This window comes from Nocardia sp. NPDC050799 (assembly GCF_040654015.1).
In the GTDB taxonomy this organism is placed as follows: domain Bacteria; phylum Actinomycetota; class Actinomycetes; order Mycobacteriales; family Mycobacteriaceae; genus Nocardia.
This window is the reverse complement of record NZ_JBFAHF010000002.1, coordinates 252891-269554: the sequence shown is the minus strand read 5'-3', so window position 1 is coordinate 269554 and position 16664 is coordinate 252891. Positions and strand designations below refer to the sequence as shown.

The window sequence follows — 16664 nt, the reverse complement described above, 5'->3', positions numbered from 1 at the left end:
TCAGCACAACACGTTCCATCCTCCGAATTCGGTCCGATCGAACAGCGATCGTTCCACTGTGCCACCCGACCGCCGTGAACTGCCGCCCCTCCCTCGAAGGCCGGCCGTAGGCAACGGATCACCGGCGCAAGCCCGCACGCACGCACGCAACGACCGCCTCGTGGAGATCGCAACGCTGGAGCGGGTGGCAGCGGCCATCCGTTGCCTGTCGCTCGAACCCGGCCACCAGGGTCGGACAACAGACCACCACGCACCTATGCGACTGCAGTCGGAAATTGATCGTGTGATCGACCGCTGGCGCGAAACCCATTCGAACAGGGCACACCATGACCGGTGACATCGCGTGTGAACACCACAGCGACCCGTGGGTGATCGCAAAGATGCTCGGTCCGATCTGGTACTCGGAAGGTATGACACTCGCGCGATGCCCCGAGACCGACTTCTGCCTGCGCGGCGCGCCTGTTGTCGCTGGACGAATCGCATTTCATTTTCGGAACGTGCCCGGTTCCTGCCCATGGGTGGATATTCAGGTAGCCGCAGCGGCGCCCCGTTGCGGGTGCGAACCGTATATCACTACGCGGCAGTTACGCATCGTGTTGCGGGCCGGTGGCCACCCAGCTGGTCCGATCCGAGCGATCAAGTGCCCTGGTGGATGCCGAAGTTTGGTCTCGGTAGCCGAAAACCGGGTCACTTCGCACCGAGGCGGCGACTGTCCGTGGTCGGGCGTACGGATCGTGGACCGAGGGTGGTACCCGCCGATACTGACACCTGAGTAACTCGGCGACGCCCCCTCCGAAAGCAGGTCGCATCGTATCGATACCGCTACATATCGAGGCCCAGGTCCAGCACCCGGACCGAATGGGTCAGGGCGCCGACCGCCAGGAAATCGACGCCGGTCCGCGCGTAATCCGCGGCCATATCGAGGGTGAGGCCGCCGGAGGATTCCAGCTTCGTCTCCGGTGCGACGGCATTACGGCGCTGGACCGCGGCCTGGGTCTGCCAGAGCGGGAAATTGTCGAGCAGGACCAGTTGCACCTGCTCGCCGAGTACGGCGTCGAGCTGGTCGAGATCGTCGACCTCGACCTCGCAGTCGATCTCCGGCGCGGCGGCACGGACCGCCCGCAGTGCCTCGACCACCGAACCCGCGGCGACGACGTGATTGTCCTTGATCAGCGCGGCGTCGCCCAGACCCATGCGATGGTTCACGCCGCCGCCGGCGCGCACCGCGTACTTCTGCAGGGCGCGCAGACCGGGCAGCGTCTTACGGCTGTCCCGGATCCGGCACCCGGTGCCCTCGACCGCGTCCACCCAGTCGGCGGTGGCGCTGGCGATACCCGAGAGATGACACATCAGGTTGAGCATGGTGCGTTCGGCGGTGAGCAGGCCGCAGGTCGGGGCCACCAGCGCCAGTACCGTCTGCCCGGGCGCGATCCGGGTACCGTCGGGCACCCGCTCGGTGACTTCGTAGCCGTCGGCGCCGATCACCTCGTCGAGTACCAGCAGCCCGATATCGATTCCGGCGACGGTGCCCGGCTGCCGGGCCACCACCGCGGCCTTCACCGCCGCGTCCGCGGGGACGGTGGCCGTGGTGGTGATATCGGGCCCGTAGCGCAGATCCTCGTCCAGCGCGGTACGGATGAGAGCGCGGACTTCCGCGGGATCCAGACCGGGATCCAATGTCATCGTCTTCTCCTCGTTCTCGATCCGGGCGAGCGGACGCACGGGATCGCTTCGTCGGCGGACACCGGACCGGCCGGCTCCGGTAGCGGACAGGTCGCGAACGACGAGTCCACTCGACCGCTCACGACGGCGCCGCCAGCGGCGTCGGCTCGGTGACCACTCGCGGCGCCCCGCCCTCGTCGAGGCGCACCATGATCGGCTGCGCCGGGCCCGGTGCCGTCCGCGGATGGTCCGCGCGGGTATGGCAGCCGCGGCTCTCGGAACGCACCCGCGCCGCCAGCAACAGCGCCCGCGCTGTCACGGTGAGCGCGGCATCCTCGACCCGGGCCACGGCGTCCGCGGGCGTCTCGGGGCGAGGCGCCGGTACAGCGGTCGCCGACGCGGCCGGCTCGTCGCCGCGCGCTATGTCGACCAGCCGGGCCGCCCGGGCCAGCCCGGCACCGTCGCGCACGACCGAGGCATGCTCGGTCATCGTCTGCTGGAGTACCGGCCGCGGCAGCACCGGCCGGACCTTCCCAGATCCCGCCGTGGCGCCGGCCGGTTCGCCCAGCCGCTCCAGCGCCGCGAGCCCGGCCCGCTCGCCCATCACCAGCCCCTCGAGCAGGCTGTTGGAGGCCAGTCGGTTGGCACCGTGCAACCCGGTGCGCGCGACCTCTCCGGCCGCGTAGAGCCCGGGCACGCCGGTACGCCCGTGCAGATCGGTGACCACACCGCCGCACTGATAGTGCGCCGCGGGCGCCACCGGGATCAGATCGCGGCGGGGATCGATACCCGCGGCGCGACAGGACATGGTGATCGTCGGAAAACGCCGGGTGAACTCGGGGATCTCCCGGGCGTCGAGGTACACATGGTCGGCGCCGAGCGACCGCATCCGCGCCGCGATGGCCCGCGACACCACATCCCGGGGCGCCAGATCACCGCGCGGATGGACACCGGCGGTCACCGAATCGCCCCGCGCGTCCACCAGGCGCGCGCCCTCACCGCGCACCGCCTCGCTGATCAGCGGCTGCCGTCCGAGACCGTCGGGCGTGTACAGGACGGTGGGATGGAACTGCACGAATTCCAGATCCGCCACCGCCGCGCCCGCCCAGAGGGCCAGGGCGACACCGTCGGCCGTCGCGCCGGCCGGGTTGGTGCTCAATGCGTACAGCTGCCCGAGACCGCCGGTCGCGAGCAGCACCGCGGGCGCGTGCACGCGGCCGCGGCCGCGTTCGGAGACGGCGAGGACCCCCTGGACGCCGGTCGCGCCGGTGACGACCTCGAGCACCGTGGTCCCGAACAGCACCGGCAATCCGGCCGCCGACAGTGCCCGCTGCACTTCCGCGCCGGTGGCGTCGCCGCCGGCGTGGATGATGCGGCGGGTACTGTGCCCGCCCTCCCGGGTCCGCGACACCTGCCCGTCCCGGCCGAGGTCGAAGACCGCGCCGAGGTCGGTGAGGGCCGCCACCGCGTCCGGGCCGCCGGCGACGATGGAGCGCACCGCGTCGGGATCGCAAAGCCCGCCGCCGGCGGCGAGGGTGTCAGCGACATGGGAGTCCACCGAATCCCCGTACGGCGCGACGACGGCGATACCGCCCTGCGCGTACTGCGTGGCGGTATCGGCCGGGCCGCCCTTGCTGAGGATCAGCACCCGAGCCCCGGCCCGGGCGGCCGCGCGGGCGGCGGTGAGCCCGGCGACCCCGCCGCCGATCACGACGAGGTCGGCGCGGGCCTCCCACGCGCGATCGAGTTGATCGGTCATCACGTACTCCACGTCCGTGGGAACGGTGTCACGCCCGGCCCGGCGTCATTCCCCGCCGCCCGGGGTGCCGATCTCGATCATCCGCTGTACCGAGTTCCGGGCCAGCGCCGCGGTCTCCGGATCGACGTGCACCTCGTCGCGGTTCTCCTCCAGGCAGCGCAGCAGCGCGGCCGGGGTGATCATCTTCATGTACTTGCAGGCGGCGCGGTCGTTCACGGCCCGGAAATCGATACCCGGGGCGGCCTTGCGCAGCTGATGCAGCATGCCCACCTCGGTCGCGACCAGCACCTGGTTCGATTTCGCGGCGCGAGCGGCGTCGATCATGCCGCCGGTCGACAGGATATGCACCCGGTCGGCGGGAAATTCGCCCTCACCGGCCAGGTACAGCGCCGAGGTCGCGCAGCCGCATTCGGGATGCACGAAGAGTTCGGCGTCGGGATGCGCCCGGGCCTGGTCGTTGAGTTCGTCGCCGTTGATCCCGGCGTGCACATGGCATTCGCCCATCCAGATGTGCATGTTCTCGCGACCGGTTTCGCGCTTGACGTGCGCGCCCAGGAACTGATCGGGCAGGAAGAGCACCTCGCGGCCGGGATCGATCGAGGCGACCACGTCGACCGCGTTGGAGGAGGTGCAGCAGATATCGGTGAGCCCTTTCACCGCCGCGGTGGTGTTCACGTACGACACCACCACCGCGCCCGGGTGCTCGGCTTTCCAGTCGCGCAGTTCGTCGGCGGTGATCGAATCCGCGAGCGAGCATCCGGCGCGCTCGTCGGGGATCAGCACGGTCTTCTCCGGGCTCAGGATCTTCGCGGTCTCGGCCATGAAGTGCACACCGCAGAAGACGATCGTCTCCTCGGGCGCTTCGGCCGCGATCCGGGACAGCGCCAGCGAGTCACCCACGTGATCGGCCACGTCCTGGATCTCGGGCAGCTGATAGTTGTGCGCGAGAATGGTGGCGTTGCGCTGCCGGGCCAGGCGTTTCACCTCGGCCGCCCATTCCGGCGTCCCCTCGACCCCGGTGTAGCCCGAGGGCCCGTCGCTGATCCGCTCCCGCAGTGCGGTACCCGGCGCCGGGGCCAATTCTGCTCCCATCGTCGCCATGGTCGCTCCTTCCTTCGCGCGATCGGCCCCTCTGCCGATTCGCACTCAACCAGGTTTTCGACTTATGATCGAAAACGTGGACCAGTTTAGCACCATCCATGAATCGCTCACCGCGGTGTTCCAGGTTCGCCGCTTCCCCGCCGACAACGCCGCAGGTCACGGCGGCGCAGCCGCCGGGGACCGCCGTGCGCCTCGCCAGCAGCGGGAACTCGCGGTCCTGCTGTGGCAGCGCGCACTGGACCCGCAGCGCGGCACCTGGTCGCTCCCCGGCGGCCGGCTGCGCCGCGACGAGGATCTGGACACCTCGGCGCGCCGGCAGCTGGCCGAGAAGGTGGACGTGCGCGAGGTGGACCACCTCGAGCAACTGTCGGTGTTCAGCGCCCCCGACCGCGTCCCCGGCCCGCGCCGGATCGCCTCGGCCTACCTGGGCCTGGTCCCCCTCACCGCCGACCCGCGCCTACCGGACGACACCTCCTGGCACCGGGTGGCCGCGCTACCGGAGATGTCGTTCGATCACGGCACCGTGGTCGAACACGCCCGCGCGCGGCTGGCCGCGAAACTGTCCTACACCAATATCTCCTTCGCCCTGGCGCCGGATCGGTTCACCATGTCCACACTGCGGGAGATCTATTGCGCCGCACTGGGTTACGAGGTCGATACGACGAACCTGCAGCGGGTCCTGACGCGGCGCAAGGTGATCACCCCCACCGGGGACACCGCCGCCCCGGGACGGGCCGGCGGACGCCCTGCCTCGGTCTACCGGTTCACCGATTCCGGACTGCGCGTCACCGACGAATTCGCCGCCCTCCGGCCGCGCGCCTGACACCGACCAGGACGCGACCGAGGGCAGTGGACCCGACCGCGCGCACCGGAGATCCGCTCGTGCGGAGCGGCCGGGATCAGGTCCGCAGCTCCGGCCGGGGTACGGGCTGCTTCGCCGGGCGCCGGGCCCCGCGGTCCAGCGGCCAGACGATCACCTCGACCATCCAGAACAACAGCAGGAACAGCGTGACCGCCACTGTCGGGATCAACAGGAACAGGACCGAGAGCACCGCGATCACGGTGAACACCGCCAGGGCCGCCGGGGAGACGCCCTGCAACCGGCTGCCCAACCGCACCGCCGCCCACATCATCCAGCGGCGCGGCAGCGATACCGCGCATTCGCGCAGCGCCCGCCGGAACAGCCCGTCGGCGTCGACCTTGGTCACCGACTCCGAGCGGAGCAGATAGTCGTGCAGGATGGCCGCCCGCGTGTACACGCCGTAGCGCGGTATCAGCCACACCACCGGCCGCGGCACCGAAGCGAAATCGGTCCGGAATCCGACGGGTACTTCGAAATGTTCGTCCGCGCCCGCGTAACCCAGCGGTTCCCGGACCTTCCAGAACGTCCCATCGATCTCCTCGACCACGAGCGCGCTGGTGAACCCCACGAAGCAATCTCCTTGCCGTCCCATCGGATTCGCTCAGCCTACGACCGTCGGTGACAACCCCGGTAACCGGCCGCACGGCCGTCCCGCCCACAGGGACACAGTGACAACTCGTACCGGCCGCGGTCGCGATCCATCGGCCGGGTCCACAATGCGCATCCCTCGTATGCCGGCCGGGCCATTCCGGAGGGCTGTCGGTGGATCACACCGTGCAGCACCTCCCGCGGCGACGACCTGGAACGCGCGTGTGTCGCCGCGCGCCACAGCGGTCTTATTGCTGGGCATGACCGTGGCGGCCTCGACTCCGCGCCCGGCAGCTCAGCGCTGCGGGCCCGGCGGGGCAGCGGGTGGATCGTCGCCGGCCGCACCGCCGAAACCGGCCCGCGCACCGGCTCGGGCCGGATCGGCGGAGGGCGCGGTGCCGGGCGGGCCGGGTCGATACGCCACGCCGTCGAACTCCGGATCGGCGTAGGGCTGGGGCCGGGAGTCGCCGAAGGCACTGGCGAAACCGGTCCCGAGATCCTCGGCCGGGCTCAACCCGGCCAGCAGCAGGATCACCAGTCCGGCCAGCAGTGGCTGCAGCACCAGCGCGAGCTGAGTGCCCAACTCCACGGGCAAGGCGACGATCTGACCGACCGGTGGATCTTCGGGCCGCGAATTATCCCAGGTGACAACCATGTTCCCGAACCACGCCATGACCCAGGCGCCGGCCACCGAGCCCAGCAGCAGCCCGGCGCACTGGAGGGGACCGCGCATCCGGCGCCACCGCCATGCCGCCACCGCCGACAGGAAACCGGTGACCGCCCCGGCACCGGCGAACAACGCCGTCGCGTCGAACTGGTGCAAGCTCTCCCCGACCAGCGCGGCGCCGCGGCCCGGCTCGACCACCAGTACCCGCTCGGTCGGCGCCAGCAGCCCCCACAGGGCCCCCACCAGCACGCTCACCAGTATCACCGCGAGCAGCAGGACGAGGGCGGCGCGCATTTCACGACGCGTTCCGGCCCGGTTCCACCCGGCCATCGCTACCGCCTTTCCAGGCGGGCGGAATCGATCCGCCCGTGCCGGGAGCAGGTCGCCCACCAGCCGTCGGGGTCGATCTGCACCACCATGCGGCGGCCGCAGTGCGCACAGAACCGCGGCGGTTCCAGCCCCAGCTCCACCGCCCGGGCGATCGGTTCGTCGAGTCCGGGCACGATCGGCCGGCCCGTGAACGGGTTGTAGCGCGCGTCCATATCGCCGACAGTACTCACGGCCTCGGTTCTTCCCCGGACGACATCGCCGATCAGAAGGTTTCGTTGAGTGCTTTGATCGGCATCTCGAGTTCACCGAGCAGGTCCAGGTCCTGTTCGGCGGGACGGCCGAGGGTGGTGAGGTAGTTGCCCACGATCACCGCGTTGATACCGCCGAGGATGCCCTGGCGGGCGCCGAGATCGCCGAGGGTGATCTCACGACCACCGGCGAACCGCAGCAGTGTCCGGGGCAGGGCGAGCCGGAACGCCGCGACGGCACGCAACGCGTCGGCGGCCGGGAGGACCTCGCGGTCACCGAAGGGCGTGCCCGGCCGCGGGTTGAGGAAGTTCAGCGGGACCTCGTCGGGTTCGAGTGCGGCCAGGTCGGCGGCGAATTCGGCGCGCTGCTCCAGGCTTTCGCCCATCCCGAGGATGCCGCCGCAGCAGACCTCCATCCCGGCCGCGCGCACCATCCGCAGTGTGTTCCAGCGTTCTTCCCAGCTGTGCGTGGTGACCACGTTCGGGAAGTAGGACCGCGCGGTCTCCAGGTTGTGGTTGTAGCGGTGCACACCCATCGCGGCCAGCCGGTCGACCTGGTCCTGGGTGAGCATGCCGAGCGAACAGGCGACCTGGATGTCGACCTCGTTGCGGATGGCCTCCACACCGGCGGCCACCTGGGCCATCAGCCGCTCGTCGGGTCCGCGCACCGCGGCGACGATGCAGAATTCGGTGGCGCCGGTCTTGGCGGTCTGTTTTGCCGCCTCCACCAGACTCGGAATATCCAGCCAGGCCGCGCGCACGGGTGATTGGAACAGGCCCGACTGGGAGCAGAAATGGCAATCCTCCGGGCAGCCGCCGGTCTTGAGACTGATGATGCCCTCGACCTCCACCTCGGGACCGCACCACTTCATCCGTACCTCATGGGCGAGTTCGAGCAGGGACTCGAGGCGGTCGTCGCCGAGGCGCAGGACGGCGAGGGTCTGCTCCCGGGTCAGCCCCATTCCGCGTTCCAGGACCTGGTCCCGCGCCAGGGTCAGCACGTCCTCGGTGGTCGCGGCGGTATCAGGTGTCCCGGTGGGTGCCTGTGTCACGGGCGGATCCCTTCGTCAGAAAGGTTTTTCCTGGTTCCGGTCGGTGCGGAACCCAGAACTTGAACAGTGTTCAGGACAGGGTAGCGCCAAAGATTGAACAGCGTTCAGGCTGGGGTAGCGTCAGGAGAAGTCAGCGATATCGGGAGGTCCGCACCGTGCAGTTACACCGGGACGACGTCGTGGACGGCGCCGTCGCCATCCTCGACCAGTACGGTCTGGCCGACCTCACCATGCGCCGGCTCGCCGGCGCGCTGCGGGTGCAGCCCGGCGCGCTGTACTGGCACTTCCCGAACAAACAGGCACTGCTCGGCGCCGTGGCCGACCGGATCCTCGCCCCGATGGAGCAGCCGGTGCGCGCCGGCGACTGGTCGGAGGCACTCGCCGAACTGGCCCATCGCCTGCGCGACTGCCTGCTCACCTACCGGGACGGCGCGGAACTGGTCTCGGCCACCTACGCCTCCCGCCTGACCACCAGCAAGGGCCGGGAACGACTCGCCGCCGCGGTCATCCGCGCCGGAATCCCGCGCGCGGAAGCCGAACTCGCCGCGTACACGCTGCTGTACTACGTGCTCGGGCACACCGTCGACGAACAATCCCGGCTGCAGATGGACTCCGCCGGCGCCCTGACCGCGGAGACCGGCACCCTCGCCGCGTCCGAGGATCCGACGGCCCGCTTCGATTTCGGCCTGCAACTGTTCACCGCCGGTATCCGGCACCGCCTGGGCGCCGAGATCCGCTGACACAGCGGGGCGCGCGATTCTCGACCGAGGGACACTCGGCGCAACCTTGAACACCGTTCAAGTATGGTTCCCCCGTGACCTCCGATCCACTGGCCTGGCTCGACGACAACGCCGCCGCGCGCACCACCGCCGGACTACGACGGCGCCTCCGGCCACGCCCGGCCGGCGCGCCCGGCCTGGATCTGGCTTCCAACGATTACCTCGGGCTCGCCCGGCATCCCGAGGTGATCGCGGGAGCCGTCGCGGCCGTGCACCGGTGGGGCGCGGGATCCACCGGTTCACGGCTGGTCACCGGTACGACCACCGACCACGAACTTCTCGAAACCGAACTGGCGGAGTTCACCGGATTCGCGGCGGGGCTGGTGTTCGCCTCCGGCTACGCCGCCAACCTGGGTGCCGTCACCGCCCTGGCCGGGCGGGGTTCGCTGATCGTCTCCGATGCCGGCTGCCACGCCTCCCTCGTGGATGCCTGCCGCCTGTCCCGCGCCCGGGTGGAGATCGCCCCGCATCGCGATATCGGCGCGGTACGCCGGCTGCTGGCCACTCGCAGCGAGGAACGCGCCCTCGTACTCACCGATTCGGTGTTCAGTGCCGACGGCGACCTCGCACCGCTGGCCGAACTCCACCGGGTGACCCGCGCGCACGGCGCGGTACTGCTGGTCGACGAGGCGCACGGGCTGGGTGTGCGCGGTGCCGGCGGACGCGGACTCGTCCACGAGACCGGTCTGGCCGGCGAACCCGACGTGGTGGTGACCGCGACCCTGTCGAAGGCCCTCGCCGCCCAGGGCGGGGTGGTTCTCGGCGCCGGGCGGGTCCGGGCGCACCTGATAGATACGGCCCGCACCATGATCTTCGACACCGGCCTGGCGCCGGCGGCCGTCGGTGCCGCCCGCGCGGCACTGCGGATCCTGCGCCGGGACCCGGGACTACCCCACCGCGTGCTGGACCGGGCGGCCGAGATAGCCCGGGTCGCCGGTGTACCCACCCCTGACTCGGCGGTCGTCCCGGTGGTGCTGGGCGATCCCCGGGTCGCCTACGAGGCGGCGGTGGCCTGTCGCGAACAGGGCCTGGAGGTGGGCTGTTTCCGGCCCCCGTCGGTTCCGGAGGGCACCTCCCGGCTGCGGATCACCGCCCGCGCCGACCTGTCGGCCGCCGATGTCGCCACCATCGGCGCCGTGCTGACCCCGATCCTCGTCCGGGCCCGCGGCGGGGTGGTGGCGATATGACCCTGCTCTTCGTCACCGGCACCTCGACCGAGGTCGGCAAAACCGTGACCACCGCCGCGCTGGCCGCGGCCGCGGTCGCGGCCGGTCGCGAGGTCGCCGTCTGCAAACCCGCCCAGACCGGTATCGCCCCCGGCGAACCCGGTGATCTCGCCGTCGTCACCGCCCTCGCCGGAGTGACCCGGACCGTCGAACCGGCCCGCTACCCCGAACCGCTGGCCCCCGCCACGGCCGCCCGCCGCTGCGGCGCTCCGCTGCTCACCCTGACCGAAACCGCCGCCGCCATCGCCGATCTCGGATCCGCCGACCTGGTGCTGGTGGAAGGCGCGGGCGGCCTGCTGGTCCGGCTGGGTGAATTCACCCTGCTCGATCTCGCCCGGGAACTGGCGGCCCCAGTGCTGGTGGTCGCCGCCGCCGGTCTCGGCACCCTCAATCACAGCGAACTCACCACCTGGGCGCTGCGGCAGGCCGGGGTGGAATGCGCGGGCCTGGTGGTGGGTTCGTGGCCCACGCGACCCGATCTCGCGACCCGGACCAACCGCGCGGACCTGCCGCGGGTCACCGGCGTCGAACTCGTCGGTGCCGTACCGGCGGGCGCGGGGTCGTGGCCCCCGGAGCGTTTCCGGGCGGCGGCCCCGGGGTGGTTCGACCGGCAATGGGCCGAGCGGTATCTCGGACCGGCCGCCACCGAACCGGGGGTTCGTCCACCGATCGCCGCCTCGGCTCCTTAAGGTCCGGGTGCGGCCACCAACCCAATCCGCTGAGAGACGGCGGCGCGTGCCGCGGTCCACGCGGGGCCGGGCAAGCCCCGGCCCAGAGGCAACGGCCGGCCACTTCCCTGTCGGAAGTCGTACGAGGAAGGCACCGTATGCGCCCGCACCGGACCGGCGAACCCGATCCCGCCGATGCCGCGACCGCGCCGCTGTGGCGGGCGGTGCAGGCATTCCGGCTGGTCACGCTGCTGTATGCGGTGGGCCAGCAGATCGCCTCCGTGCGGTACTACGAGAACCAGCGGCTGAGCTGGGTTCTCATCGCGCTCATGGTGCTCTGGTCGGGAGTTTCGGCCCTGCTGCTCGCCCAGTGGCACACCCCCGAAACCGCACGCACCCGCACGCTGGTGGTGGTCGGCGACCATCTCGTGGTCCTCGGCCTGATCGCGGCGACACCGCTGGTCGCCGACTACGACTGGTACCACGGACATCAGCCCCTCCCTACCACCATGTGGTCGGCGAACGCGGTGATCTCGGTCGCCATCCTGCGCGGCCCCGTCGCGGGAGTCGTCTCGGGCCTGGTCGTCGCGGCCACCATCATCACCATGCGACAGCAATGGGGCCAGGACGTCTGGGCCGATGCCACCGCCCCGGTGCTGGTTTCGGTGGGGCTGGCGCTGGGTCTGGCCGCGAATACGGCGCGGCGCGCCCAGGAGCAGCTGCAGCGGGCGGTGCGACTCACCGCGGCCGCCGAGGAGCGGGAACGGCTGGCGCGGCAGGTGCACGACGGTGTCCTGCAGATCCTCTCCTACATCACCCGGCGCGGCACCGCGATCGGCGGCCCGGCCACCGAGCTGGCCCAGCGCGCCGGGGAACAGGAGATCGCGCTGCGGCGGCTCATCTCCGAACAGGGCACCGCGTCCGGCGGTGACGCGGCGACCGTCGACCTGCGTCCCCTGCTCACCGCGCACGCCGCGCCGGACGTGGTGGTCTCGACCCCCGGCGATCCGGTGCGGCTCGGCCGCTGGACCGCCGACGAGATCGCCGCCGCCGTCGCGGCCGCCCTCGCCAATGTGGAGTTGCACGCGGGCCCCGCGGCCCGGGCGTTCGTGCTGCTGGAGGACACCGGCACGGAGTTGATCGTGAGTGTGCGCGACGACGGTGTCGGTATCGCTCCCGGCCGGCTCACCGAGGCCGAGCACGAGGGCCGGATGGGGGTGTCGCGATCGATCACCGGCCGGATCGCGGCGCTGGGCGGCACCGCCGAACTGCTCACCGCGGCCACCGTCGGCGAGGGCACCGAATGGGAGTTCCGTATTCCCCGCGGGTGAACCTGTCCCGCGTGTTCGGCACCCCGGCGAGCCCCGTGGCTCTGGCAGGATGAGGACGGCGCGAACGCGGAAGGAGCGGCGGCGTGAGCGGACAGGCGGCGGAGACGATTTCGGTGATGGTGGTCGACGACCATCCGATCTGGCGCGAGGGGGTGTCCCGCGATCTCACCGAGGCCGGTTTCCGGGTGGCCGCCACCGCCGAGGACGCCGCGGCCGCCACCCGCCGGGCCGCCGCGACCCGGCCCCAGGTGGTGCTGATGGATATGCAGCTGCCCGACGGCAACGGGGCGCTGGCCACCGCCGAGGTGCTGCGGGTGTCCCCGGAGAGCCGGGTCCTGGTGCTCTCGGCGTCGGGCGAACGCGACGATGTGCTGGACGCGGTGAAGGCCGGGGCCTCCGGCTATCTGGTGAAGAGCGCGTCGGCCGCCGAACTGGTCGCCGCGGTCCGCGCGACGGCCGCCGGGCAGGCGGTGTTCACCCCCGGGCTGGCCGGCCTGGTCCTCGGGGAGTACCGCCGGATGGCCACCGCCCCGGCGGATCCCGGCGCCCCGCACCGGCCCGCGCTGACCGACCGGGAGACCGAAGTACTGCGACTGGTCGCCAAGGGCCTGTCCGCCAGACAGATCGCGACCCGGTTGGATCTGAGCCATCGCACGGTCGAGAACCATGTGCAGGCCACCCTGCGCAAACTACAACTCGCCAACCGGGTCGAACTCACCCGCTACGTGATCGAGCAGGGGCTCGACGACTGAGCCGCAGTAGTTTCAGGCACATCGGGTAGATCCCGGCGCCGGCCCGAGTAGTCCTACTCATCCGCGCGGCAGGGAGGCCGCCGACCATCGAGGTATGACGACTTCGATCGATCCGGCGCTGGTCGCCCGCCTGTCCGGCGAGTTCACCTCGATCGCCGATGATTTCACCACGCTCGGCGGTCAGCTGGGCACACTGGGTCGCGATCTGGAGGCGCTGCACCGGCAGGTGCGTGCTGCGACACCGCGGCGGTCGGAGCCCGGTGTCGCCGGTGCGTCCGCGCCGGCGGCCGAACAGGGACCGGCCACTCCGGACACCGCCGAACCCGCCGTGCCGCGGTCCCCTTCGCCTGCCACCACACCGGACGCGGCAGGGACGCCCGGTGCGCGGGCCGGCGGAAGCGCGGCGGCATCGGCCGGCGGCCCGATGCCGGCACCTCCCGGGCCCGCCCCCTGGGGTGTCCCCGCGGCCGCCGCGCCGCAGCCGCACCGGCCGGTCCCACCACCGCAACCGCACAGTAGATATGCCGGCGCGTACCCGATCTACCGGAACCGGCCACCGGTACCACCTGTACCTCCCGGCCGCGGCCCGGCCGGCCCGGTCGCGCCGCGCACACCGTGGTGGCAGCGCGAAGGCGTGATCAGCCGGCTGCTCGCGGTGGCGGGGGTGGCGGTGACCCTCATCGGTGTCGTGATGCTGCTGGTGCTGGCCGCCCAGGCCGGAATCTTCGGTCCGGTCCCCCGCGTCGTCGCCGGGGCGGCGTTCTCGGCGGCCCTGGTCGGGGCCGGTATGCGGGTGTACCGGCGCACCGGCGGCCGGGTCGGCGGGGTCGCGCTGGCCGCCACCGGTTTCGCCGGCGCCTATCTGGACGTGATCGCGACGACCACGATCTACGACTGGCTGCACCCGGTACCGGGCTTCGCCGTCGCACTCGGTGTCGCCGCGGCCGGGGTGGGCCTGGCGGTGCAGTGGCGCTCCCAGGCCCTGGCCGTTCTCGTCGTTTCAGGTGTTGTGGTGCTGGCCCCGTTCGTCAGCACCGAGCTGTCGTTGCTCGCCTTCCTGATCGTGTTGCAACTGGCCTGTGTGCCGGTGCAGTACCGGTACGACTGGCCGTTCCTGCATCTGGTGCGCACGGTTCCGGCCGTACTCGCCACCCAGATCGCCGTCGTCGCCGCGGCGATCGGCACCGACGATCCCGGCCGGAAGGTGCTGGTGCTCGTGGCCGCTGTCGCGGTCGCCGCGGTGGGCCTGGCGGGGACCGTCGTCGTGGTCCGGCACCGCTCCGGCGATATCGTGGCCACCCTGACCTGTGCGCTGGCCACCACCCCGTTGCTCGCCGCGTCCGCCCTGTTCGACCGGCCGGCCGCCACCGTGATCTCGTCGGGCTACGCCGTCGTCCTGCTGTCGCTCGCCGCGACCGCGCTACTGCCGAAGGTGCGCGAATTCGCCCGCGTACCGGGCCATACCGCCACCGTCGCGGCCGTCGCCGGTTCGTTCGCCCTGCTGGAAACTCTGTGGGGCGTGACCACCGAGGCGACGTCGGCCCTGGGCCTGTTCCTCGTCGCCGCCTGCTACCTGGGGATCGCGGGCCGCACCCGCAACCGGGTCGCGGCGGCGCTGGGCGGCGGGTACGCCGCCCTCGGCGGGCTGTCCTTCCTGGTGGTCGCCGGTCCGGGCACCCTGTCCACCGAATGGATCGCCGTGCGTGAACTCTCGGCCGGGATCGCAGCCTCGGCGATCGCCGGGCTCGCGGTGGTCGCGGTGGCGCTGTGGGGCGCGGGCCGGTTCACCGCGTCGCGGCATCCCGGCGAATCCACCGACTCCCGCGCCACCCTGCTGTGGGTCGGTGGCAGCGTTACGGCCCTCTACCTGGTGACCGCCACGGCCGTCTCGCTCGGGGTGATCTCCGGTATCGCCGACGGATTCGTCGTCGGCCACAGTATCGCCACCATCGTCTGGATGGCCGGTGCGCTGGCCGCCCTGCTGTACGGCCTGCGCCGGCTGAGCGGGGGGGCGCCGACGGCCGCCAAGGTCGCACTCGGCTCCGGACTGCTGGTCACGGCCGCGGCGCTGGCGAAGTTGTTCCTGTTCGATCTGGCCACCCTCGACGGGCTGATCCGGGTGACCGCGTTCCTGGTGGTCGGGGTGCTGTTGCTCATCGCCGGTACCCGCTACGCCCGGGCATTCGCCGAGAGCGGTGCCCGCCGGGACGATTCCGGGTCCGCCGCACCGCACTGATCCCGCCCCGGGGCGCCGCCCCGGCCCCGGCTCCGGTGGCACCCCGCCACCGGGGCCGGGGACGGTTCAGGAACCCGCACGTGCCGCCGCCACCATGGCGGCGGTGACGGTCGCGATATCGGCGCCGTCGCTGATATAGGGCGGCATCGCGTAGATCAGGTTGCGGAACGGCCTGATCCAGGCGCCCGCGGCGACGGCGGCCGCGGTGGCCGCCCGCATATCCACCGGCCGATCCAGCTCGATCACTCCGATACCGCCCAGTACCCGCACCTCGGTCACCCCCGGCAGCTCCCGCGCCGGAGCCAGACCCGCACGCAGGCCGGCGCCGAGCCGGGCCACCTCCGCCTGCCAGTCGCGCGCGAGCAGCAGTTCCACCGACGCGACCGCGACGGCACAGGCCAGCGGATTGCCCATGAACGTCGGGCCGTGCATGAGTCCCCCGTGCGCGGCGCTGACGGACTCGGCGATCTCGCTCGTGCACAGCGCGGCGGCGAGGGTCAGATATCCGCCGGTGAGTGCTTTGCCCACGCACATGACATCCGGTGCGACCCGCGCCTGCTCGGCGGCGAAGAGCGTGCCGGTCCGCCCGAACCCGGTGGCGATTTCGTCGAACACCAGCAAGACCCCGTGCTCGTCACACAGCCGGCGCAGGTCGGCCAGGTAGCGGGGATCGTGCCAGCGCATCCCGCCCGCCCCCTGGACCACCGGTTCCACCACGATCGCGGCCAGCTCGGACGCGTGCCGGGCGACGGCGTGTTCCAGCTCCCGCACGTAATCGTCGCGGTAGTCCCGGGGTGGCGCGGAGACGAAGAGCTGTTCGGCCAGGACATCGGTCCACAGCGCGTGCATCCCGCCCTCTGGATCGCACACACTCATCGGCGTGAAGGTGTCGCCGTGATATCCGCCGCGCCAGGTCAGCAGCCGGCGCTTTTCCGGGCGCCCCATCGACCGCCAGTACTGCAGGCACATTTTCACCGCGACCTCCACCGCGACCGAACCGGAATCGCAGAGGAACACCCGGTCCAGGCCGGCAGGGGTGTGCCGCACCAGCAGTTCGCACAGCCGGGCCGCCGGTTCGTGGGTGAGCCCGCCGAACATCACATGACTCATCCGGCGCGACTGCGCCACCAGCGCTTCGTCGAGGACCGGGTGCCGGTAGCCGTGTACCGCGGCCCACCACGAACTCATCCCGTCCACCAGTTCGCGGCCGTCGGCCAGCGTCAGCCGGGTGCCCACGGCCCCGGTGACGACCAGCGGTTCGGTGCTGGGCGGAAAGCCGCCGTAGGGGTGCCACACATAGCGCGCGTCGAGGTCGGAGATCTGCGCGGCGGTGAGTTCTGCGGGGGCGGCGAGCACGGCGATCCTCCACTCGTAGCGCGACCGCGGCCGGCCGCACGAAATCT

The 16664-nt window shown here is 71.5% G+C and carries 15 protein-coding genes; 7 read left to right on the top strand and 8 right to left on the bottom strand.

Annotation, left to right across the window (positions count from 1 at the left end):
• Positions 1-822: 822 nt before the first annotated feature.
• The 3 genes from nadC to nadA form a co-directional block, all read right to left on the bottom strand.
• Positions 823-1683, bottom strand: a complete 861-nt coding sequence (gene nadC, locus AB0H42_RS03880; protein WP_357049351.1) for a carboxylating nicotinate-nucleotide diphosphorylase — start codon at positions 1681-1683, stop codon at positions 823-825.
• A 118-nt stretch (positions 1684-1801) separates the two neighbouring features.
• On the bottom strand, positions 1802-3421 hold the full coding sequence (locus tag AB0H42_RS03875; protein WP_357049348.1) for an L-aspartate oxidase: 1620 nt from the start codon (positions 3419-3421) through the stop codon (positions 1802-1804).
• Positions 3422-3466: 45 nt separating this feature from the next.
• The gene (nadA, locus tag AB0H42_RS03870; RefSeq protein ID WP_245713205.1) at positions 3467-4513 is read right to left on the bottom strand and encodes a quinolinate synthase NadA; all 1047 of its coding nucleotides are present in this window, start codon (positions 4511-4513) and stop codon (positions 3467-3469) included.
• A gap of 85 nt (positions 4514-4598) precedes the next feature.
• On the opposite strand from nadA, the gene AB0H42_RS03865 reads away from it, so the two are divergent.
• Positions 4599-5345 (top strand): NUDIX domain-containing protein, encoded by a 747-nt coding sequence (locus tag AB0H42_RS03865; RefSeq protein ID WP_357049345.1) that lies wholly within the window; start codon positions 4599-4601, stop codon positions 5343-5345.
• A 76-nt stretch (positions 5346-5421) separates the two neighbouring features.
• Here AB0H42_RS03865 and AB0H42_RS03860 read toward each other — a convergent pair whose 3' ends face one another.
• The 4 genes from AB0H42_RS03860 to bioB form a co-directional block, all read right to left on the bottom strand.
• Complete coding sequence (locus tag AB0H42_RS03860; RefSeq protein ID WP_357049342.1) at positions 5422-5952, bottom strand: DUF1353 domain-containing protein; 531 nt, start codon at positions 5950-5952, stop codon at positions 5422-5424.
• A 315-nt stretch (positions 5953-6267) separates the two neighbouring features.
• On the bottom strand, positions 6268-6969 hold the full coding sequence (locus AB0H42_RS03855) for a DUF2567 domain-containing protein (RefSeq protein WP_357049339.1): 702 nt from the start codon (positions 6967-6969) through the stop codon (positions 6268-6270).
• A 2-nt stretch (positions 6970-6971) separates the two neighbouring features.
• Positions 6972-7181: a hypothetical protein gene (locus tag AB0H42_RS03850; protein ID WP_265808188.1), complete on the bottom strand. Its 210-nt coding sequence runs from the start codon at positions 7179-7181 to the stop codon at positions 6972-6974.
• Positions 7182-7231: 50 nt separating this feature from the next.
• A complete protein-coding gene (bioB, locus tag AB0H42_RS03845) occupies positions 7232-8269 on the bottom strand; it encodes a biotin synthase BioB (RefSeq protein WP_357049336.1) in 1038 nt (345 codons plus the stop codon).
• Positions 8270-8424: 155 nt separating this feature from the next.
• On the opposite strand from bioB, the gene AB0H42_RS03840 reads away from it, so the two are divergent.
• The 6 genes from AB0H42_RS03840 (at position 8425) to AB0H42_RS03815 (ending at position 15261) form a co-directional block, all read left to right on the top strand.
• The gene (locus tag AB0H42_RS03840) at positions 8425-9009 is read left to right on the top strand and encodes a TetR/AcrR family transcriptional regulator C-terminal domain-containing protein (RefSeq protein WP_357049333.1); all 585 of its coding nucleotides are present in this window, start codon (positions 8425-8427) and stop codon (positions 9007-9009) included.
• Positions 9010-9083: 74 nt separating this feature from the next.
• Positions 9084-10235, top strand: coding sequence for an 8-amino-7-oxononanoate synthase (locus AB0H42_RS03835; protein ID WP_357049330.1), 1152 nt, complete (start codon positions 9084-9086; stop codon positions 10233-10235).
• On the top strand, positions 10232-10963 hold the full coding sequence (gene bioD / locus AB0H42_RS03830) for a dethiobiotin synthase (RefSeq protein ID WP_357049327.1): 732 nt from the start codon (positions 10232-10234) through the stop codon (positions 10961-10963). The genes AB0H42_RS03835 and bioD overlap by 4 nt, the downstream gene beginning before the upstream one ends.
• A 137-nt stretch (positions 10964-11100) precedes the next feature.
• A complete protein-coding gene (locus AB0H42_RS03825) occupies positions 11101-12273 on the top strand; it encodes a DUF5931 domain-containing protein (RefSeq protein ID WP_357049324.1) in 1173 nt (390 codons plus the stop codon).
• Positions 12274-12389: 116 nt separating this feature from the next.
• The gene (locus tag AB0H42_RS03820; protein ID WP_357049586.1) at positions 12390-13025 is read left to right on the top strand and encodes a response regulator transcription factor; all 636 of its coding nucleotides are present in this window, start codon (positions 12390-12392) and stop codon (positions 13023-13025) included.
• A gap of 94 nt (positions 13026-13119) precedes the next feature.
• The gene (locus tag AB0H42_RS03815; RefSeq protein WP_357049321.1) at positions 13120-15261 is read left to right on the top strand and encodes a DUF2339 domain-containing protein; all 2142 of its coding nucleotides are present in this window, start codon (positions 13120-13122) and stop codon (positions 15259-15261) included.
• A 66-nt stretch (positions 15262-15327) separates the two neighbouring features.
• Here the strand turns inward: AB0H42_RS03815 and AB0H42_RS03810 are convergent, their stop codons facing one another.
• A complete protein-coding gene (locus tag AB0H42_RS03810) occupies positions 15328-16617 on the bottom strand; it encodes an adenosylmethionine--8-amino-7-oxononanoate transaminase (protein WP_357049317.1) in 1290 nt (429 codons plus the stop codon).
• Positions 16618-16664 lie beyond the last annotated feature (47 nt).